We start from the raw sequence: 20,597 nt of genomic DNA, 5'->3' as shown, positions 1-20,597 counted from the left end.
TCGTCAGCCCGGCGATTCTCCGGTAAGGTCAGAGGATCGTCGGAAATGCTGAGGAACGAATGATGAAAGTGTTGGGCTTGCTGGGTGGCATGAGCTGGGAATCCACCATTCCTTATTACCGCACTATTAACGAGCAGGTAAAGGCGCGCCTCGGCGGGCTGCACTCGGCCAAAATCGTGCTCTACAGCGTCGATTTTCAGGAGGTTGAACGCTTGCAGCACCAGGGCGATTGGGACGGCGCCGGCCGGCTGCTGGCCGCCGCCGCAGCGGCTTTGCGCGCCGCCGGCGCCGAAGCTATCGTGATCTGCACCAACACCATGCACAAGGTGGCAGAGGCGATCGAGCAGGCCAGCGGCCTGCCGCTGATTCACATCGCCGATGCCACGGCGCTGCAGGTGCGGGAAAAAAACATTCGCCGCGTCGGGCTGCTGGGCACGCGCTTTACCATGGAGCAGACCTTCTATCGCGGCCGCCTGCAGGCATTGCACGGCATCGACGTGGTGACGCCGGTCAGCGCCGATCGCGACATCGTACACCGCATCATCTATGACGAACTGTGCCTGGGTAAAATTCGCGACGCCTCGCGCGACGAGTATCGCCGGATCATCAGCGATCTGGAGCAGCAGGGCGCGCAGGGGATTATTTTTGGCTGCACCGAGATAGGCTTGCTGGTGAGCGAGCGGGATGCGTCGGTGCCGGTGTTCGACACCACCGCGATCCACGCCCGCGCCGCCGCGGCGTTCGCGCTGGCCTAATCGTCGTGCGGCGGCTGCCGGCGATTCACCAGCATCAGCGGTTTGCCCGCCAGCGCCAGCCAGGCGGGCAGCATCACGATGCACAGCACCGGCAGCAGGTGCAGATCCGGCACTACCGCCACCGCCATGAACAGGCTGAGCCAGCCGTCGCGCGTCACCACCAGCACCAGCCCCATGATGGCGCAGGAGACGGTGATCGCCGCCGGCACTGCGGGAACGTGCTGATGCAGCATCAGCCCCAGCGCCACGCCGACGAACACCGCCGGGAAGATACGCCCGCCGCGAAAGCCGCTGGCGGCGGCGATCACCAGCGCCGCCAGCTTGGTCAGGGTCATGGTCAACAGCGCCGGCACCGAATAGCCGTCGTCTTGCGCCAGGCGCTTCATTTCATCCAGCCCTTTGAACAGGGTAATCTCTCCGCCCACCAGCGCCAGCAGGCCCAGCACAAAGCCCCCCAGCCCTAACATCAACACCGGGTTCTTCATCGAGTGGAACAGGCGGTGAACGTGCGGGAAGCACCACAGCGCCACCATGCCGAGCGCGATGGCGATCAGCGCCACGATGGCGCCGCTGAAGATGTCCGGCAGCCGCGTCACGTCGTAGGCGTCGAGCTGCAGGGCGAAATTGGGCACGAAGAACATCTGGGTGGTGACCGCGCCGGCGGCGGCGGCAACCAGCGGGGCGAACAGCCGATCCCACAGCGGCGTTTCGTTATTGCCTGCCAGGGTTTGCGAGAAGATCAGCGCGGCGGCGACCGGTGTGCCGAACATCGCGCCGATGGTGCCCGCAGCCGCCAGGATGATCCAGTCCATGCGCGGCACCTTCGGCAGCAGGCGCGCACCGGCGGCCGCTACCAGCGCGATATTGATGGCGGTGATCGGGTTCTCCGGCCCCAGGCTGACGCCGCCGGCCAGGCCGACGATCAGCGCCAGCCCCAGCCCCGGCAGGGCGGAGAGCGGCAGCGGCATGCCGATCAGCGATTCCGTCGCCGGATCCGGCCCGGCGTGGCCCGGCATATAGCGCACGATAAGGCCGACCGTCACGCCGGTCAGCGTCAGAATACCGACCGACCACCAGGGTGCCTGGGCGTCCAGGCTCAGCGCATCGGGCAGCATCACCCACAGTAATTGCTGCAGTGCGGCGGCGATTTTCATCACCAGCAGCAGCACCAGACTGGAAGCGGAACCGATAATCAGCGCAGGCAAAGCAAAGGCCAACATGGCATTGGCGCGCGGATGCAGCATGGATAATCCCTTGTCGATGCCTCCCTGCAGGGCAGGGAGTGCGGGTGGTTGAGCAGTGGCCACAGCTTGCCAGACTATCGGCGCGCAGGCACGCATTGATATTGCCCGGCGTCGATGACGGTTAACAGTCGCCGGGGGGCGTTTTTTGCCGCAATTTGTTTCAAAGCGCGGCGTCGTGGGCAAGCTGAAACGTTTTTTGTGATCCGGATCGCTATTGAAGCGCCGATCCGAGGCGGGTGATTGTTGTTTTTGCAGCAGGATTTTACAGTGTGGGCAGCTTTTTATTTTTCATTTTGCGGAGACGAAATCAATGACCTATGCCCTCGTGGGTGATGTTGGCGGCACCAATGCCCGCCTGGCGTTGTGCACTGTTGCGACGGGTGAGATTACCCAGGCGAAAACCTATTCCGGCCTGGAGTTCGATAGCCTGGAGGCGGTGATCCGCCAATACCTGAAAGAGTGCGATATCGAGGTGCAGGACGCCTGTATCGCGATTGCCTGCCCGGTGACCGAAGATTGGGTGGCGATGACCAACCACAGCTGGGCGTTCTCGATTAAAGAAATGAAGGCCAGCCTGGGGCTGAGCCATCTGGAAGTGATCAACGATTTCACCGCCGTCTCGATGGCGATCCCGATGTTTTCGCCGGACGACGTGCTGCAGTTTGGCGGCGGCGCTGCGCAGCCGGGCAAACCGATCGCGGTGTACGGTGCCGGCACCGGGCTGGGCGTTGCCCACCTGGTACACGTCGATCGCCGTTGGGTCAGCCTGCCGGGCGAGGGCGGCCATGTCGATTTCGCGCCGAACAGCGAAGAAGAGGACAGCATTCTGGAGGTGCTGCGCGCGGAAGTGGGGCACGTTTCCGCCGAGCGCGTGCTGTCCGGGCCGGGCCTGGTCAATCTGTATCGCGCCATCGTCAAGGCGGACAACCGCCTGCCGGAGAAATGGGAGCCGAAGGACATCACCGAGCGGGCGCTGGCAGACAGCTGCATCGACTGCCGCCGCGCGCTGTCGCTGTTTTGCGTGATCATGGGGCGCTTCGGCGGCAACCTGGCGCTGAATCTGGGCACTTTCGGCGGCGTGTACATCGCCGGCGGCATCGTGCCGCGCTTTATGGAATTCTTCAAGGCCTCGGGCTTCCGCGCCGCTTTCGAAGACAAGGGGCGCTTCCGCGACTATGTGCGTGAAATCCCGGTGTTCATGATAACGCACGGCCAGCCGGGCCTGCTGGGTGCCGGCGCGCATCTGCGCCAGACGCTGGGCATGCACCTGTAAGCTCAGAAATGGGGCAATAAAAAAAAGGGCGCAACCCGCAGGTTGCGCCCCTTGTCGTTTTCGCGGTGTATCAGGCTTTCGCCAGCTCCGCCGTTTGGGTGGTTTCTGCCGTTTCCGCTTCCACCGCCTTCGGCGCCTTGATGAACAGCGTAATCAGCAAAGAGGCGGCGGACAGAACGCCAATCACCATGAAGGTGGCGTGGAAGCCGCCGAAGTATTTGGCGACGAACGAACCGGCCAGCGCGCCCAGGCCGAAGCCCTGGTAGATGATGCCGTAGTTCTTGCTGTGGTTCTTCAGGCCGAAGAAGTCGCCGACAATCGCCGGGAACACGGTGATGTTGCCGCCGAAGCAGAAGGCGACCGCGCCGACGCAGATAAAGAACAGCGTGTGGTTCAGGGTCATGAAGCTCAGCGCGACAATCGCCAGCACGGTAACCAGCATGGTGAAGCTGATGACGCGCATACGGCCCACTTTATCGGACAGCGTACCCAGGATGATGCGGCCGGCGGTGTTGAAGATGGCGACGGCGGACACGGTGTTGGCGGCGGTGGCCAAATCCATCCCGGCCAGCTGAACGCCCATGTCTTTCACGATGCCGATCAGGTACAGACCGCTCATGCAGGCAGCGAAGAAGATGGTGAACAGCAGATAGGCTTCTTTGGTGGCCAGCATCTGACGCACGCTGAAGTCGTTGCCCAGACCGTTGGCGCCTTGCTGCGCGGCGTTGGTCGCCAGCACCGGCTCTTTCAGCAGCAGGGAACCGACGACGATCAGGCCCATCACGATGGCGCCCCAGTAGAAGAAGGCGCCGGAAACGCCGACGTCGGCGATCAGGGCGGCGTTGACGTATTTGAACAGCAGGCTGCCGCTGCCGAAGGCGCCGACGGAGATGCCGGAGATCAGGCCTTTGTTGGCCGGGAACCACTTAATCAGGTTGGACAGGGTGGAGATGTAGGCGATACCGACCGCAAAGCCCACCACCACGCCGGCCAGCAGGTAGATCATGTCGAGCGAGCTGACGTGAGCGCTGGCGATAAGGCCCAGGCCGACCAGAATGCCGGAACACAGCGTCAGGTTGCGGATGCCGAAGCGCTCTTGCAGCTTGCCGGCGAACAGCGTGGCGAAGGCCAGGAAGAAACTGGTGATGGAGAAGGTGGTGGCGACGTCCGCCAGCCCCCAGTGGAACTTGTCGACCAGCGGCTGGTTGAACAGGCTCCAGGTGTAGATGGTGCCCAGACCCATCTGACAGATGATGGTGCCGAGAACGATTAAGCTGCGATTTGCCGGTTTGGTGTTCATGGCCGGTCTCCTTCCTGTGTGTGCGTTGCCGGGCGTGAGCCGCTGGCTGAAATTTGCGGGGTGAAGCTGTGTTCCCGCGGTATGGGCTTATTATAGGGTCGGCACCCCCGGCGGGCGGCGGATCGGGAATGAGTTGCACGACGGAAGGAATGAAATGCCTGTTATGCGGCGTGAGTTGCCGTTTTAGCGCCGAAAAGCGCGTGAAATGCCGTGGGTGACACGTGATCTACATCAAAGATATCAACGATTTATTGTTAATCGCCGGTGAATGATTGTGGTGAAATTGTGAAGGATGCGTCTGAAAGGCGTAAATCGGCATTGCGCCTATAGAGCGGCGATAAGCGCGGGATTATGTTATCTGCGATCGGACAAGGTCCGCTCTGCAGGAGTCCATGAAATGAAAAAAACGCTGTTGTTACTGGCCGCATTGCTGGCGCTGCCGCTGGCGAGCCAGGCCGACGTGTCCATCGGCGTGAACGTGCCGGGCCTGTCGTTGCATATCGGCGATCGCGACAATCGCGGCCACTACTGGGACGGCTATCGCTGGCGCGATCCGCGCTGGTGGGCCGATCACCACCGGTATGAACGCCCGCGCGGGTACTATTATGGCCCGCCGCCCCGGGTAATTTACTACGGGCCGCCGCCGCGCGACTGGCGCGACCGGCCGCATTACCGCATGCCGCCACCACCGCCGCCCGGCTATTACTACCGTCCGGGCCCGCGCTGGTAAGCGCCTACAGGCGCATCAGCTGGCGGAACTCTTTCACTTTGCTGCGGCTGACCGGCACTTCAAACTCAAGGTCGCTCAGCCGCAGAATGTAGGTGTTGTTGAACCAGGGCACGATCTCGCGGATCTTCGCCAGGTTAACGCAGTAAGAGCGATGGCAGCGGAAGAAATGCGCTTCCGGCAGCCGGCCGTAAAACTCGGTGATGTTCATCGGCATCACGAACTCTTCCCGGCGGGTATAGACCCGCGTCACCTTTTCATCGGCGGCGGCGTAGTAGATGTCGTTGATGTCGGTCACGATGATCCGCTCGTCTTTGATCAGGTTGATGCTGTGGCTGCCGCGGCTCGTCGCGCTGGCCGGCTCTGCCGCGCCGGCGGGGCGCTGATGCAGCGCTTCCAGCTTTTGCAGCATGGTGACGATGCGCGCCTCGTGATAGGGCTTGAGGATATAGTCGAACGCCTCGATTTCGAACGCTTCCACCGCATGCTCTTTATAGGCGGTGATGAACACGATCGACGGGCGATGCGCAAACTTGCTGATGTTTTGCGCCAGCAGTACGCCGTCCAGCGACGGGATGTTGATGTCGAGGAAAATGGCGTCGACCTGGTGGGTTTGCAGGTATTTCAGGACGTCGAGGCCGTCCTCGAAGGTGGCGACGATATCGATATGGCTGTGTTTCTTGATCAGGTAGCTGAGTTCTTCCTGCGCGAGGAATTCGTCTTCCACGATGATGGCTTTCATGAGGCCTCCCCGACCGGCGGCGCGCTCGGTTCCTGTTGCAGCTTGCCGCCGTTTTTGCTGATGTAGAACGCGATTTCGGTGCCTGGCTCCAGGCGGCGGATATGCAGCCCTTCACCGTACAGCAGCGACACGCGGTGGTGCACGTTGAGCAGGCCGATATTGTGGCCCGGCATCTCGTTGCGCGCCACCCGGCCGATGGTTTCCTGATTGATGCCGTGGCCGGTATCCTTCACCGAAATCTTCACCCGATCGCCCTGATCTTTCACCGCGATCACCACCACCCCTTTACCCTTGCAGGGCTGGATACCGTGCACGATGGCGTTCTCCACCAGCGGCTGGATCAACAGGCTCGGAATGCGTACCGAGACGTCGTCGTCGATGTCGTAGATCACCGTCAGCTTGGCGCCGAAGCGCGCCTGTTCGATGGCGATATAGTCCTGAATCTGATGCAGTTCCTTGCGGATATCGATCAGTTCGTCGTTCAGCTCCAGGTTGTAGCGCAGGTAGCGCGACAGGTTGATGATCAGCTGGCGCGCGGTGTCCGGATTCAGGCGGATAGAGGAAGAGATGGCGTTCAGCGCGTTGAACAGGAAGTGTGGGTTAATCTTGCTCTGCAGCGCGCGCATTTCGGCCTTGTCCGCCATCTGGCGCAGGTGCTCGATGCGGGACACTTCCATCTGCGTGGAGATGATTTGCGACAGCCCGACCGCCATCACCTTCAGCGTGTTGGTGATCTGGTGGGCGTGGCAGTAGTAGATTTTCAACGCGCCGGTCACTTCGCCTTTTTCCCACAGCGGCACCACCAGTTGCGAATGGATCTGCGGCGCTGCCGGGTTCTCCAGGTTGTTCTTGATGATGATTTTGCCGTGGCGAATGCTTTCGCGGGTGACGCGGCTCAGCCCTTCGCGGCCGATCGGGTAGGCTTCGCGCCCCACGCCGACGTAGGCCAGCACCTGATGGGTATCGGTGATCGCCACCGCGTCGGCGCGGATGTCCTGGCGGATGATATCGCAAATGGTGGCCAGCGATTCGCTGTTGATGTTGCGAAAATAGGGCAGCGTCTTGTGGGCGATATCCAGCGCCAGCTTGGCCTGGCGCGCGGCGATCACCTCTTTTTCATCCTCGACGCTCTGCACCAGCAGCACGATCAGGCCGATGCACACCGTGCCGAGGATCATCGGCAGGGCGATTTGCGACACGATGTCCAGCCCAAGCTCGGTCGGCTTGGCCCACAGCACGATCAACAGCATGGTGAGGGATTCGCACAGCATGCCGCCAACGATGCCGGCGCGCCAGCGCTGCTCTTTTTTCACCTTGAGGTTGATGTAACCGGCGCTGATGCCGGCGATGATGCTGGTGATAAGACAAGGCACCGAGGTGATGCCGCCGATATCGATCAGATAGCGGTGCACCCCGGCGACGATGCCGGTGACGATCCCTACCCAAGGGCCGAACAGGATGCCGCCGGCCATGATGGCGATGACGCGCACGTTAACCAGCGATCCTTCGACGTTGATGCCCGAGTAGGTGCTGAACAGCGCGAACAGCGAGAAGATCGCCGTGACGATGCCGAGCTCGAGCGGCGTATGGTCTTCTTTTTGCAGCAGTTGGCGGAACAGCCGGGTGCGGGTCAGGAAAAACAGACAGATCAACATCAGCGCGGCGCGATCAAACACCGCCAACAGCATTTCAAAAAAAGGGTGCACGACGGGTTCTCGCTGCGGCTTACGGATGGCGGCAGTATACCACAGCGAGAATGGCTCGGGGCGGCGGTCAGCCCATGCCGAGCTGCGCTTTGCCCAGCGGCGTCAGTAGCTCGGCGGTGGCACGGCCGTCGAAATCCACCTCGAAGTCGTCGGGGGCGAAGTCCGGCGGCGTTCTGCCGTCGATAAAGCTCGGCAGCTGGCGCTGCAGATAGGCGTCGTTTTTCGCGCAGCCCGGCGCGGCGGCGATATACATCACGTTGCTGTCGAACTCGCCGTTATGCTCGTTCTCCACCGCGTGGATCACGTCGCAGTGCCAAAATACCGTGTCGCCCGGCTCCAGATCGGGAATAGGGGAAATCCCACTCAATAAAAGGGGATGCCATTTTTCCGAAATTGACAGGGCGCGGCCCGGCGCCGCATCGCACAGATCGTCGTCGGCGACGTCGTCCTGCAGCGCGCGCAGCAGCACATAGGCCATGGCGTTGGCGATCGGCACCAGGTTCAGCGTGCCGGCGTTGGTGCGCTGCGGCGTCAGCGCCGTCCAGCCCTGAAAGGTACGGAACATCGAGCAGACCGCCGGGGAGGCTATCTCGCGCACCTCGGTGCGGCCGTCGGCGGCGAAGGGATCGTACTGCTGCCAGTCGCCGGAGAAAACGTGGCGATACACATAGCGGAAGTTTTCGTCCAGCCAGCGCTCGATGGTGCCGCTGTCGACGTGCGGCGATAGGCCCAGCGACGAGGAGTTCGGCGGGCGGCGACGGGTGCGATCGGCGTAGGTGGCGACGCGGGTCGGATCGAAATGCTGTTTGCCGTTGCTCTCGGTGGCCCACAGGCTGTTGAGGAACACCTGCACTGCATGCATGCGCGCATCCTGCCGCGCTTCGACCTGCGGTTTCGACCAATAGATGCCGTAGATCTGCGGTTTGCTGGCGGCCAGCTTGCCGAAATAGTTGTCTTCGGCGGCATTTTTCAATCGCTCGACGAAGTTGTTGCGCTCAAGGTAGTCGCCGATTTCCCGGTTCCAGCCCTCGGCCTTGGCGCGGGGAAACACGCCGCGAATGGCGCAGGCACCGCGCTGTTTGATCAGCGCTATCTGCTGTTCGCTGACGCGCTGCTGCAGGATATCTTCCGCGTCGATCTGCGGCACCGGATTGTGGCCGGCGGCCAGCTCGCGGCGGATCTGTTCGACCTGGCCGCGGATGTTCTCTTCCAGCGACAGAAATACGTCGCGGTAGTTCGGCAATGCCTGGCGCAGCTGGCGCTTGACGTTAACGATTGCCTGCGGAATATCGTCGATGACTAAAGAGGCCATGGTGTTCTCCTCGTGCCGCGTGAGTGACTGCGGCGAGCGGTTGTAGGGAATCGGACAAGACGTTATGGTTTTGTGGTTTTAACGTGAACGATTATCGGCAACCAATCGGGGAAAATAAAGAGATATCTTTCATTCGTAAGTTCCTATTTTTCGTTTTTCGGAGATTTTATGAAGCTGGTCACTGAACGTCTGAGCTTGCAGTCGATAACCGCCGAGGATTGGCCGCTGTTTCTGCGCCTGTACCAAGATCCCGAGGTGATCCGTTACATCTCCGATCCGCGCAGCGAAGCGGAGATCCGCGCCCGGTTCGAGGAGCGGCTGCCGGCCTGGGACAAACACGGCGAGCAGTGGCTGTGCCTGGTGATGCGTGAGAAGCACAGCGGAGAGGCGGTGGGCATTACCGGTTTTCGCCCGCAGTGGGTGCCGTATCGGCAGGCGGAAGTGGGATACGGGAGTCTGCCTGCCGGGCAGGGCAAGGGCTATGGCAAGGAGTCGCTGCGGGCGGTGCTGGATTTTGCGGTGAACGCCTGCGGCTTTCACAAGCTGACTGCCACCGTGACCGCGGGCAACCTCGCCTCGCGCGGCCTGCTGGAATCGTGCGGCTTTCAGCTGGAAGGCACGCTGCGCGACAACTACCGTCTGGCGGGACAGTGGTGCGACGACTGGCTGTTCGGGCTGCTGGCGGCGGAGTTTCAGGGCGGCCAATAAAAATATCGCGCCGGGTATCGACAAGCCCGTCGGCGCTGCGCTATGTTCGATATTCGGTCAGTTCGCTGGCCAGCGTCGCTCGGACGGTCCGGGCGCTAACGTCTATCGAGGAATCCCCTATGGCTGATAACAGTCCACAGCGCCGTTTCACGCGCATTGAACGCCTTCCCCCTTACGTATTCAACATCACCGCCGAACTGAAGATGGCCGCACGCCGTCGCGGCGAGGATATTATCGACTTCAGCATGGGTAACCCCGACGGCCCGACGCCGCCGCACATCGTGGAAAAACTGTGCGCCGTCGCCCAGCGCGACGACACCCACGGTTACTCTACCTCGCGCGGCATTCCGCGCCTGCGCCGCGCTATTTCGCGCTGGTATGCCGATCGTTATCAGGTGGATATCGATCCGGAAAGCGAAGCCATCGTCACCATCGGTTCGAAAGAGGGGCTGGCGCATCTGATGCTGGCGACCCTCGATCACGGCGATACCGTGCTGGTGCCGAACCCCAGCTACCCGATCCACATTTACGGCGCGGTGATCGCCGGCGCCCAGGTGCGTTCGGTGCCGCTGGTGGACGGCGTGGATTTCTTCGGTGAGCTGGAGCGCGCCATTCGGGAAACCATCCCGCGTCCGAAAATGATGATACTCGGCTTCCCGTCCAACCCGACCGCGCAGTGCGTGGAGCTGGATTTCTTCGAGCGGGTGGTGGCGCTGGCCAAGCAGTACAACGTGCTGGTGATCCACGATCTGGCCTATGCCGATATCGTCTATGACGGCTGGAAAGCGCCGTCGATCATGCAGGTGCCGGGGGCGAAAGACATTGCGGTGGAGTTCTTCACCCTGTCGAAAAGCTACAACATGGCCGGCTGGCGCATCGGTTTCATGGTCGGTAACCCTGAACTGGTCAGCGCGCTGGCGCGCATCAAGAGTTATCACGATTACGGCACCTTTACGCCGCTGCAGGTGGCGGCCATCGCCGCGCTGGAAGGCGATCAGCAGTGCGTGCGCGATATCGCCGAGCAGTATCGGCAGCGCCGCAACGTGTTGGTGAAGGGGCTGCACGAGGCCGGCTGGATGGTGGAAAATCCGAAGGCGTCGATGTACGTGTGGGCGAAAATTCCCGAGCCTTATGCCCACCTCGGTTCGCTGGAGTTCGCCAAACGCCTGCTGGCAGAGGCCAAGGTCTGCGTCTCGCCGGGCATTGGCTTCGGCGACTACGGCGATAGCCACGTGCGCTTTGCGCTGATCGAGAATCAGGATCGTATCCGTCAGGCGGTGCGCGGCATCAAGGCGATGTTCCGCGCGGACGGGCTGCTGAAACCGGCCAAAGCCGGCGGCGCCAAATAATCCTGTCAGGCCGGGCGTTCGTCCGGCCTTATTTTTTCCGCTCCGAGGTTTTCTTCATTATTTCCCCATGATGTGCGATTACGCTGAACTTTATTTTTTGGGCAGAGTGTATGAGCAACCGCTACGCGCGAGCGCAAATCGTTTTACATTGGCTGACGCTGCTGATGGTGATCCTCACCTATGCGGCGATGCTGCTGAAGGATGAGGTGCCGGACGGGTGGGGGCCGACGGTCAAAAACCTGCACTTTAATTTCGGGGCAACGGTCTTGGCGCTGATGCTTATCAGGCTGGCGGTGCGTTCTTTCCATGCGCCGCCGCCGATCGCGCCGCCGCTGGCGGAATGGCAGGAAGTGGGCGCCAAGATCTTTCACTGGCTGCTGTACGTGGTATTTCTGATGCTGCCGCTGCTGGGTATGTTAACCCTGGCCTACGGCGGCAAATCGTGGTCTTTGCTGGGCTGGCCGGTGCCGCAGTGGGCCGCGCCGGATCCGGTGATGCGCAGGTTGGTCAGAACGGTTCATGAGACGTTGGCCAACATCGGCTACTTTATCATTGGCGCACATGCGCTGGCCGCGTTGTATCACCATTACCTGCGCAAGGACGATACCCTGCGCCGCATGATGCCGGGCAAATGAACGCTGCGGCAGCAACGACAAAGGGACGCTTGCGCGTCCCTTTGGCTGTGTTCCTGGTCAGGCTGCTGTCAGGCAACCATCAACATGAAGGTGCCAACCCAGGCAACCAGCATGAATGACACGCCCATCAAAAAATATTTCACTGAACAACTCCTGTCTGGAGTCCTCGCCAGCAATGATCCCGATTGTTGTGCTGAGTATTTTATGGGCAACCTGCCTGTCGGGCGGGTTCTTCCAAGCGAAAGAACAACGGCCCCACCTACGGGTTGTCCGGTTGTCGCGCCTCATGCTCCGTGAGGTAAAATCCGAACCGCGACAGGATCGGCGCTAATGTACTCTCAATACTGGTCTGATTTCAATACTGTGTTTTTGATCACAATTTTCGGCTGTTTTTTAAACAGTGTGAGCTGTTTTATAACGCTTTTTATGGGCAAACGACATGAAGTCGCCCGCCGCGGCGGGCTTTAACATGGGGGCACTGCAATGCGGTGGCCGGCGCTCAGGCGACGGCGTTGATACCGGCCGCCAAACTGAGCAAAAACCAAACAAAACGGCAGAATAACGGCCCGGGTAAGACGGCGACTCCACGCCTTTTTTAGCCTTCGTTGCCGTGACAAGTGATGCCGTAATGCACGCAGGGAAAAATTTAGCCCCTGCCAATAATATTTCGCTACCTGTCGCTAATTTATTGACAAACTTCGCTCAGCGTCACGCGCACTTCGTAGCCCAGCAGATACAACGCCTGTTCCAGCGCTTCCACCTTTGAGGCGTAGCCGATATCCAGCAACCGCGCCATTTGCCCGCCGTTGAATCCCAGCTTGCGCGCCAGCGCCGCTTTGTCGGTATTTTTGCGCAGCAGGGCGTTGTGCAGTTCGATCTTCAGCGCCACCAGCGCCGGCAGGTGTACCCTCAAGTCATCGGTTTGCAGAGGGGAAGGTGCGGGCAAGGGCAACCCTTCATCCATGGCGGCGGCGATGGCGGCCAGCAGGTTTTCCTGCGCCTCCAGTTCGATATCTTCGCGTTTATAACTGGCGGCTTGCCACTCGGGGAAGTCGTGAAAACCGATCTGCCAGGCATCGCTGTCGCGATCGAAGGCGTAATGGGCGGGGTAGTGGCTGAACATGGCGATCCCTGATTGAAACCTGAATGAAGCGTTATTGTGACGGCATGGCGGATGGATAGCCATAGCCCCGGGCCAAATGGCCGTACTCATTCGGTATGTTTAGCCGGCTTGCGCCGCAGCCAGTCGGGCGGCAGCAGCAGGGCGCAGATCACGCCGGCCAGGCTGAACAGCGGCAGCCAGCGCGCCACCGGGCCGGGTGAGTAGTTGTTGAGCACCGAACACACATAGCACGCCACGGCCAGCGCCCAACCGGGCAGGCCGATATCGTTGAGCCGAAATGCGGTTTTGGCCATGAACCACGTCACCAGGCCGAAACAGAACAGCGCCCAGACCATAATGCACAGCAGGTACAGCAGTACCGAGACGAATTCCTCGGTATCGCCGTGCGCATGGGCGCGAAAATGGTTTCTATCCAGATAGGTCGATAAAAACGACAGCAGTGCGATGCCAATGGCGAAGATCGTCAGCGAGAAAACAAAGGGTTTGCGCGAGACGCGCCCGCGGTAGAGCGCTTTGGCAAGTTGTCCGAGAGATTCCATAACAGTCCATTGTTGCGATAATTGGCCGCCCGGCAGTGGCCGGATGGCAAACAGCCGGGCATTTTATCGGGGGAAAAGGGGACGTCAAGGTGATAACTTTTCTCATTGAGTTGCGGTTGAGATTCCGATCGGCCGCACCGGGCGTCCGTTCATCGTGCAAAACCTCACAATTTGGCACGTTTGGCCACCTGGTGTGGTAATTGGCAGCATAATCCTGTTTGTTCGCGCCGAACAATGCATTAACATAACTGCCACTTATCTCTTGCATGGCTATATGGATATCCGATGCGTCACCTGGTTGCGCTTTTACCGCTGATTACCTTGCTTGCTGCCTGTAGCAGCACGCCGAAACCCAGTACCACCGCTACGCCTCAGGGCACCCCGGTAAAGGGCGGCTTTTTGCTGAGCCCGGCGCACAGCGGCGCGGCGCCGTTGGGCGGGGATTTCGCCAATAACCCGAATACCGCACGCTTTATCGATAAGATGGTGCAGGAACACGGCTTTGATCGGCAGCAGTTGCACGACGTGCTGGCGCAGGCTCGACGCCTGGATTCGGTGCTGCGGCTGATGGAGCGGCAGGCGCCGACGCCGTCTACCCAGGGGCCAACCGGGCCGAACGGCGCCTGGCTGCGCTATCGCAACAAGTTCATCACGCCGGATAACGTGCAAAACGGCGTGGTGTTCTGGAATCAATATCAGGATGCGCTGCAGCGGGCCTGGCAGGTATACGGCGTGCCGCCGGAGATCATCGTGGGGATTATCGGCGTGGAGACCCGCTGGGGCCGCGTAATGGGCAAAACCCGCATTATCGATGCGCTGGCGACGCTGGCCTTCGACTATCCGCGCCGTGCCGATTACTTCGCCGGCGAGCTGGAAACCTTCCTGCTGATGTCGCGTACCGAAGGCGACGATCCGCTTGAGCTGCGTGGCTCCTTCGCCGGCGCGATGGGCTATGGTCAGTTCATGCCTTCTTCCTTCAAGAGCTATGCGGTCGACTTCAACGGCGACGGCCATATCAACCTGTGGGATCCGGTCGATGCCATCGGCAGCGTGGCCAATTACTTCAAGGCGCACGGTTGGTCCAAAGGCGAGCCGGTCGCCATTCAGGCTAACGGTCAGGCGCCGGGATTGGAAAACGGCTTCAAGACCCGCTACTCGGTCGCCGCGTTGGCGCAAGCCGGCCTGAGCCCGCAGGGTTCGCTCGGGGATAACCAGGAAGCCAGCCTGCTGCGGCTGGACGTCGGCACCGGCTACCAGTATTGGTACGGCCTGCCGAACTTCTACGTCATCACCCGCTATAACCACAGCACCCATTACGCCATGGCGGTATGGCAGCTGGGCGAAGCGGTAGGGCGCTCGGCGCGCGGCGGTTTCTGACGCTGCTCCCATAAACGAAAAAGGCCGCTTGCGCGGCCTTTTTTACGTTCTGAGCAATCAGAAATCGTAGCGCAGACGCACCACGGTCATATCGCCGAGGTTGTCGGTGCTCGATGTCAGCACGTGCTCTACGTCAACGCGGAAGCCGTAGTCAAACTGCACGGTAACCCCGAGGCCGTTGTCGATGCGCTGGTAGTTACGGCCGCTGACGTACTCCAGGCGATCGCCCATAAAGTACGGCATTACCGATTTCACCGCGTACTGGCCAACCGGCACGGTATAACCGGCCAGGTATTCGATACCCCATGCGTCGCCGGCGAAGTAATTGTTGATGTCGGCTTTCTTGGTGGTCAGGAAGTCGTGGTAGTAACCACCACCGAAGGTCAGCGTCCAGTTGTCCGGTTTCCAGCTGAGGGCGGTGCCGACGATGTTCTGATCGTAGCTCTTGCTGCCGCTGGTGGACGGGTTGCGCATTTCGGCGCGGGTGTAGTTCCAGGCGGTGCCCCAGGTCAGATCCTGCGTAATGTGGTAATCCACGCCCAGCGAGCCGCCACCCTTGCGCTTATAGCGCAGGCCGTTGCCCGGCAGGTAGTCGCTGTCGCTGAACAGGTAGGAGGCGTAAACGTCCGCATCGCCGAAGCGGTTCTTGTATTTCAGCATTTTGCGTGAACGGTAAGAGCCGTCGTAGTCGCCGTTGATGCCGTTGCCCGGCGCCTGGGCCAGCATGTCGTAGTCCCAGATATCGGTCTTGGCGCCCACCACGTCATAGTAAACGCTGTTCTGCTGGCCGAAGGTCATCTGGCCCCAGGTGTTGCTTTTCAGGCCGGTGTACAGCATGCGGCGGCTGGTGTTTCTCGCGCCGTCGGCATAGTGGTGATCCCAGTCGAACAGCGCCGGAATGTTCACCCCCAGCTCGTAGTAGCTGATCCAGCTGATATCGTCGAACAGATAGTAGTCCGCCGCGAAACGGAAGCGGGTGCCGCCGTCGAAGCCGTTACGCTTGTAGGAGCCCTTGTCGCCGTCGCCCGTCATGTTGTTGAACTGCGGACGGATGCTGCCGCCAACGGTGAAGTTCAGGCGGCTGAGCGGATCGCCGGCCTGCGGATCCTGCTTCAGCAGGGTGATTTCCGCCTGAGCGGCGAACGACGCGCTGCCGATCGCCAGACCCAGCGCCACCGCTTGAGTCACTACGCGCAATTTCATTGCCATGTGTTATCCCTGTTTTATCTGTAACCGCCCCATCAGTGCCGCCATGCCGATGTTTTGCGCAGAACGCTGCGTTTTTACGCATGTTGACGGTTTTTTTGGTGTTTTAGCGGCGGGCGGCATTTGTAACATAAACAGTGACATAAAGAATTACTTTTCTTGCTAATTATTGGCCGGTTTTTGAGCATCTCGTGCGGTGCCAAGGGCGCTGGTCATGTCTCTCGATTCGGATGAATTCAGTTAACCCTAAGGTTTATATTTTTCATTTGTCAGTCACCAGCGCCAGCCTGTAATTTCAGCCTTGCAAGAGATAATTAATTTGAGCCTGTCGCCGGCATATTAACGCCAGCCTTTGTCTGGCTTATCGGCCGGCATGAATAAGCGATTGGGAGGTCGCCATGAGAAATCCGTTAATGTTGTTAGTGGGGCTGTTTTCACTGCCGGCGATGGCGGCGGAGTCGCACGTTTGTCATTCTCAAGCTTATGATTATGCAGAGGTTAGTAAGCTCAGGCTGTCTGATGACACCCTGTTCACCTGCCGCGGCGTGGGGCGCCTGACGATCCCCGAATTGGCGCAAAAAGGATGGAAGGTGATTCATTTGGCGCAGCAAACGGAATATACCGATTCCCCCGACAGCGATGGTGAGGTTATTAAGCTTTATCAGGAAATCGTGGTTTATAAAGAATAACGCGACAGATCCCAGCGGCGGCGAGAACCCTAGGGTGACGCTGCCGTGCTGGGGCTAATCTCAGTGAGTTGTTCACCTCTTGTTTGTTTTTCGTTCAGGGTGGTGCAAAGAAATATAATTCATGGATGTTGATGTACAGAACTACCAAATAAGCTGCGAAAGCCAATTCATTATTCAGCTGCAAATATCCCGCTATGCCTGGGGCGTGCCGCTGATTACGCTCAGCGATAACGGTGATTTCACCGTAATTCAAAACCGAGGCTGGTCGAGGCTGGCGAACGGAATGCAGTTGGAGGTTTATTACTTTGCCAACAATGCCCTGCTGGCCTGGGATAAAAGCCGCAAATATATCTCTTATTCAAAGGCCGGTCGGCTTTACGCCTGCGCACTGCATTTTTCTTATTCCCCAAAAATAGAGCGCTAACCCTCTGGCCGTCAGACCAGAGGGGCGATTTTCATGATCCACTGCTTAAACGCGAGGATTTTCGGCCACTGCCGCTCGGAGATGGTCGAGGTAAAATAGCAGTGCTCGCAGGGCACGGTCATGTCGGTGAACGGAATGATCAGCTCGCCGCTTTTGATCCAGTCCTGCACCAGATTGAGCCGCCCCATGGCGACGCCAAGGTGCCGCGTGGCGGCCAGCACCGCGAGATCGGATCGGTCGAACTCCATGCTTTTGCTGTCGGTATCCAGCCCCAGCGCAAAGTGTTGCGACCAGGTTTGCCATTCGTCTTCGCCGGAGTTGTAGCGATCGTGCAGCAGCGTGCAGTGGGCCAGGTTTTCCGGCGCTTCGTACAGGCCATGCGCGGCGGCGTACTGCGGCGTGCAGATCGGCACCATCGATTCCTGCATAAAGGCCTCGTCCAGATGCCGCCCTGAGGGCAGTTTGCCGAAGTACATCGCCAAGTCCACGCCGCGGTTGGCCAGGTTGATGATCTCCTGCCCGGTCAGAATGTTGAGGTGAATGGTGGGGTGCTGGGCGATAAAGTCGCCGATGCGCGGCAGCAGCAGGCATTGTACCAGGGAGGGGTGCGAATAGAGGGTCAATGTCCCCGTCAGCTCGCGATTTTTGATGTCCAGAATTTCCTGATTCAGCGTGTTGAAGGAGCTGTCCAGCGCCCATTGCATGCGCTCGCCCTCCGGCGTCAGGGTTATTCTGCGATGAAAACGCTGAAATAGCAGAAAACCCAACTCCTTTTCGAGCAAATTAATGCGGTGGCTTACGGCGCTGGGGGTGATCGACAATTCTTGCGCCGCCAGCGCAAAAGATAAATGGCGGGCGACGCATTCGAAAGTATGCAGCCGGGAAAATTGATAGCTGGTCAGCGGGGTGGCCCGCTGTGAATGTTTTTTACTGGGGAACATGCTATTTCTCCGTGCGCATAATAGGCCAATGTTAACATCTAATGAGGTGGGGGATAAACTCAGGTTGACTGATAGGGGCGGTTTTTAAACTGACGGTTTTAGCTATGTTGATGGTAAGCCGATGGCGTGTATAAAAACCGGAAATAACAGCCGCCGGGTGCGTTGATTGAGAGGGGGGGGATAATCAGGAATAGGGTGAATATAATACGGTGAGTAAAGGCGGCATGCGACAACCTGAACGATAAATATACGTATCTAATAAGGGAGATAACGGCTTAGCCATAATAATCCGCCGTGGTGACGACGCGGAGTACCCGTTAATCATCATGGCCGGCGCAACGGATGAATAAATCGATAAGATTGCGTACTCGCTACGTTTGCTCTTTGGCCCAGAGGACCGCGCCCGGAGGTTACTCACCGGGCGCGGCATTCAGGGAAAGGCGGTTTGCTCGTCGGCGCGCATCAACGGCGGCGCAGCAGCAGGCCGGTCAACAGGCCTGCGCCGGCAATGAGGGCTAATGCGGCGAGGGGGTTTTTCTTGATCATGCTGCCGGCGCAGCTCAGGGCGTCGCCGTATTTTTCTTGCAGCACGCCTGCTGCATAGCGCGTGGTGCCTTCGGCCTGAAAACGTTCGTTGCCGGTGACGTCGCCCGCCAGTTCCTGCGCTTTTCCCGCCACTTTGTCTATCATGCCATTGGCTTTTTCGCTGTTCATTATGATGCACTCCTTAGGTTCGATCCGGTTGGTTTGCGCACAGGGCGAAAGCCTGCATTTGCACCCCCATGTTATGCACTTCACTCCGTGCCTATAAGGGGCGTTTGCATCGGTGCGGATAGTGCATTTGCAGGCTACTTGCCGTTCCTGGCGGCCGGCCCGCCGGTAAACAGCCCGCGCGCTCTGGCCCAGACGATGGTTTCGCTGCGGCTATGCACGCCAAGTTTGGAATAGACCGTCGCGACATGGTTGCGAATGGTGTTGAGCGCCAAATTGAGACGCGCCGCGATTTTCTTGTCCGGCAGCCCCTCGCAAATCAATTCCAGTACATCGCGCTCGCGCGGCGTGAGATCGCTGGCGTTAAATCCGGTCTGATCGGGCCGGTTGATGCTTTTCACGTTGGCCAGTTTTTCAATCAAGGTTTGACTGAACCAGGAGGCGTCCTGCATCACTTCTTCGATGGCGCTCACCAGCTCCAGCTCCGAGCGCTTGCGTTCGGTAATGTCCATAAGCACCAGCAGGTAGCAGGGCGCATTGTGAATGCTGACGGCATCCGCCGAGGCCACGCAGTCGATCAGCTCGTTCCCTTGCTTGCGCACCCGGATGTCCAGCCCTTCGACGTTGCCGCTTTTTTCCAGTGCGGCAAACAAACGGCGGTTAGCCTCGGGATCGTCAATAAATTGGATCTCGTCAACCGTCTTGCCGATCAAGGCTTCGGCGTCGAACTCGGTGGTACGGGCGAAAGCTTCGTTGACGTCCAGCACGCGTCGCTCGTGCGCGGTACACAACAACGTTGGCACCGGGCTGAGGCGAAATGCCTTGGCGAACCGCTCTTCGCTTTCCCGCAGCGCCGATTCCGCCTGACGCCGGGGTTCGAGATCGGTAAAAGTGAACAGCATGCAGTCGTCTTCATTGATCTCCAGCGGTTGGCCGGCAACCACTACCAGCTTGCTTCCGCCACCGGGCAGTTTCAGCTCGGCCTCCATCTGCGGAATGGTAGCGCCTTCCCCCAGGCGCTGAATCGCCAGCTCTTTGTGCTCAGCCTGTTCCAAAACGTCGAGTTCATAAACCGAACGCCCCATGACCTGTTCACGCGGGTAACCGGTCATATCGAGGAACCCCTGATTGACCTTGACGTAACGCAGGTCGCTTAGCCGACAAATGACCGCCGGCGCCGGATTGGCGTTGAAGGTTTTTTCAAAGCGCTGTTCGGCGCTGGCCCACTCCGTCGCGTCGCTCAGGATCAGCGCCAGCAGCTCCGGCTGCCCCTGCGCATCGGTGATAATCAGGCTGCGCAGGCGGTGCACCCAGAAGCTGTCCGGATCGTCGACCTGCCGAACCTCCACCACCACATCGGTGAAGGTTTCGCCATCGGCAATCCGGTTCAGCGGGTACTGTTCCAGCGCCAACGGGTGATGGTTGCGATAGCGCAGGGCAAACCGCGTCGCGTACTCGGCGGCATTGCCCCCCAGGGCTTTCTGGTGGCTCACGCCATGCATGGCCAACGCGGCTTCGTTGGCCCAGAGCAGCGTTTGATCGGTATCCGTCAGGATCACGCCGTCGGACAAGCTGGAGATGATTTGCTGCAGGTGGCCGCGGTGGGTTTCGCTGGCCAGGACGGATGGGTTCATGTGCTCTCCGCTAGACAGAAGGGGGAGCGGCCTCTGACGGGGGCCGCGGGTTACGCTACTCGCTGAGCAGCTTAGTGCATAACGTGCGTATTCGCAGGGTGTGAATGCACTAGTCATTCTGGCGCAAATGAACCGGGACGGCCGACGACGCCGCGCGGCAGACTGGATTCGTCTGCGCGGTTATCCGCCGTGCGTGCAATCA

At 59.8% G+C, this 20,597-nt stretch carries 21 protein-coding genes; 9 read left to right on the top strand and 12 right to left on the bottom strand.

The window, feature by feature from the left end; translation table 11 throughout:
* The first annotated feature begins 62 nt into the window (after positions 1–62).
* Positions 63–755: an aspartate/glutamate racemase family protein gene (locus M6G53_RS15450; RefSeq protein WP_253332859.1), complete on the top strand. Its 693-nt coding sequence runs from the start codon at positions 63–65 to the stop codon at positions 753–755.
* Here M6G53_RS15450 and M6G53_RS15445 read toward each other — a convergent pair.
* A complete protein-coding gene (locus M6G53_RS15445; protein ID WP_253332775.1) occupies positions 752–1,999 on the bottom strand; it encodes an ion channel protein in 1,248 nt (415 codons plus the stop codon). The genes M6G53_RS15450 and M6G53_RS15445 overlap by 4 nt on opposite strands.
* A 310-nt stretch (positions 2,000–2,309) precedes the next feature.
* Between M6G53_RS15445 and glk the strand changes: the two genes are divergently transcribed.
* A complete protein-coding gene (glk, locus tag M6G53_RS15440; protein ID WP_253332773.1) occupies positions 2,310–3,272 on the top strand; it encodes a glucokinase in 963 nt (320 codons plus the stop codon).
* 70 nt (positions 3,273–3,342) lie between these two features.
* Here glk and M6G53_RS15435 read toward each other — a convergent pair whose 3' ends face one another.
* Entirely contained in the window at positions 3,343–4,572 is a 1,230-nt protein-coding gene (locus M6G53_RS15435) for an L-lactate MFS transporter (protein ID WP_033635420.1), read from the bottom strand.
* 397 nt (positions 4,573–4,969) lie between these two features.
* Here M6G53_RS15435 and M6G53_RS15430 point away from each other — a divergent pair, with 397 nt between their 5' ends.
* A complete protein-coding gene (locus tag M6G53_RS15430; RefSeq protein ID WP_019453817.1) occupies positions 4,970–5,302 on the top strand; it encodes a DUF2502 domain-containing protein in 333 nt (110 codons plus the stop codon).
* A gap of 4 nt (positions 5,303–5,306) precedes the next feature.
* Here the strand turns inward: M6G53_RS15430 and M6G53_RS15425 are convergent, their stop codons facing one another.
* From M6G53_RS15425 to M6G53_RS15415, 3 genes are all read right to left on the bottom strand, one after another.
* Complete coding sequence (locus M6G53_RS15425; RefSeq protein WP_253332771.1) at positions 5,307–6,041, bottom strand: LytR/AlgR family response regulator transcription factor; 735 nt, start codon at positions 6,039–6,041, stop codon at positions 5,307–5,309.
* Positions 6,038–7,729, bottom strand: a complete 1,692-nt coding sequence (locus tag M6G53_RS15420; RefSeq protein WP_301286225.1) for a sensor histidine kinase — start codon at positions 7,727–7,729, stop codon at positions 6,038–6,040. Before M6G53_RS15420 ends, M6G53_RS15425 begins: the two co-directional genes overlap by 4 nt.
* Before the next feature lie 85 nt (positions 7,730–7,814).
* Positions 7,815–9,059, bottom strand: coding sequence for a DUF1479 domain-containing protein (locus M6G53_RS15415; protein ID WP_253332764.1), 1,245 nt, complete (start codon positions 9,057–9,059; stop codon positions 7,815–7,817).
* A gap of 168 nt (positions 9,060–9,227) precedes the next feature.
* Here M6G53_RS15415 and M6G53_RS15410 point away from each other — a divergent pair, with 168 nt between their 5' ends.
* From M6G53_RS15410 to M6G53_RS15400, 3 genes are all read left to right on the top strand, one after another.
* The gene (locus tag M6G53_RS15410) at positions 9,228–9,767 is read left to right on the top strand and encodes a GNAT family N-acetyltransferase (RefSeq protein WP_253332761.1); all 540 of its coding nucleotides are present in this window, start codon (positions 9,228–9,230) and stop codon (positions 9,765–9,767) included.
* Positions 9,768–9,886: 119 nt separating this feature from the next.
* Positions 9,887–11,116, top strand: a complete 1,230-nt coding sequence (gene alaC / locus M6G53_RS15405) for an alanine transaminase (protein WP_253332758.1) — start codon at positions 9,887–9,889, stop codon at positions 11,114–11,116.
* Positions 11,117–11,226: 110 nt separating this feature from the next.
* Entirely contained in the window at positions 11,227–11,751 is a 525-nt protein-coding gene (locus M6G53_RS15400) for a cytochrome b (protein ID WP_253332756.1), read from the top strand.
* Positions 11,752–11,819: 68 nt separating this feature from the next.
* Here M6G53_RS15400 and ypdK read toward each other — a convergent pair whose 3' ends face one another.
* The 3 genes from ypdK to M6G53_RS15385 all read right to left on the bottom strand — a co-directional run bounded on the left by ypdK (position 11,820) and on the right by M6G53_RS15385 (position 13,413).
* Positions 11,820–11,894, bottom strand: a complete 75-nt coding sequence (ypdK, locus tag M6G53_RS15395; protein WP_099782600.1) for a membrane protein YpdK — start codon at positions 11,892–11,894, stop codon at positions 11,820–11,822.
* A 542-nt stretch (positions 11,895–12,436) separates the two neighbouring features.
* Positions 12,437–12,874, bottom strand: a complete 438-nt coding sequence (locus tag M6G53_RS15390; protein WP_253332754.1) for a type II toxin-antitoxin system HicB family antitoxin — start codon at positions 12,872–12,874, stop codon at positions 12,437–12,439.
* 86 nt (positions 12,875–12,960) lie between these two features.
* The gene (locus M6G53_RS15385) at positions 12,961–13,413 is read right to left on the bottom strand and encodes a DUF805 domain-containing protein (protein ID WP_253332752.1); all 453 of its coding nucleotides are present in this window, start codon (positions 13,411–13,413) and stop codon (positions 12,961–12,963) included.
* 285 nt (positions 13,414–13,698) lie between these two features.
* Between M6G53_RS15385 and mltB the strand changes: the two genes are divergently transcribed.
* Complete coding sequence (gene mltB, locus M6G53_RS15380) at positions 13,699–14,790, top strand: lytic murein transglycosylase B (RefSeq protein WP_253332750.1); 1,092 nt, start codon at positions 13,699–13,701, stop codon at positions 14,788–14,790.
* Positions 14,791–14,847: 57 nt separating this feature from the next.
* Here mltB and M6G53_RS15375 read toward each other — a convergent pair whose 3' ends face one another.
* Positions 14,848–15,993: a porin gene (locus M6G53_RS15375; protein ID WP_436286526.1), complete on the bottom strand. Its 1,146-nt coding sequence runs from the start codon at positions 15,991–15,993 to the stop codon at positions 14,848–14,850.
* 401 nt (positions 15,994–16,394) lie between these two features.
* Between M6G53_RS15375 and M6G53_RS15370 the strand changes: the two genes are divergently transcribed.
* Positions 16,395–16,685 (top strand): hypothetical protein, encoded by a 291-nt coding sequence (locus M6G53_RS15370; protein ID WP_253332745.1) that lies wholly within the window; start codon positions 16,395–16,397, stop codon positions 16,683–16,685.
* Between the two features lie 121 nt (positions 16,686–16,806).
* Positions 16,807–17,109, top strand: coding sequence for a hypothetical protein (locus M6G53_RS15365; RefSeq protein WP_253332743.1), 303 nt, complete (start codon positions 16,807–16,809; stop codon positions 17,107–17,109).
* A gap of 11 nt (positions 17,110–17,120) precedes the next feature.
* On the opposite strand, the gene dsdC is transcribed toward M6G53_RS15365, so the two are convergent.
* From dsdC to M6G53_RS15350, 3 genes are all read right to left on the bottom strand, one after another.
* Positions 17,121–18,050, bottom strand: coding sequence for a DNA-binding transcriptional regulator DsdC (dsdC, locus tag M6G53_RS15360; RefSeq protein ID WP_253332741.1), 930 nt, complete (start codon positions 18,048–18,050; stop codon positions 17,121–17,123).
* Between the two features lie 462 nt (positions 18,051–18,512).
* Positions 18,513–18,764, bottom strand: coding sequence for a CsbD family protein (locus M6G53_RS15355; RefSeq protein ID WP_253332739.1), 252 nt, complete (start codon positions 18,762–18,764; stop codon positions 18,513–18,515).
* 134 nt (positions 18,765–18,898) lie between these two features.
* Positions 18,899–20,395 carry a helix-turn-helix transcriptional regulator gene (locus tag M6G53_RS15350; protein ID WP_253332737.1) on the bottom strand — a complete coding sequence of 499 codons (1,497 nt, stop codon included), beginning with the start codon at positions 20,393–20,395 and terminating at the stop codon, positions 18,899–18,901.
* Positions 20,396–20,597: the final 202 nt, after the last annotated feature.

The sequence above is a fragment of the Serratia nevei genome, from assembly GCF_024160145.1.
Classification (GTDB): Bacteria; Pseudomonadota; Gammaproteobacteria; order Enterobacterales; family Enterobacteriaceae; genus Serratia; species Serratia nevei_A.
Note: the sequence above shows the minus strand (reverse complement) of the source record. Positions and strands in the feature narration are given on the sequence as shown.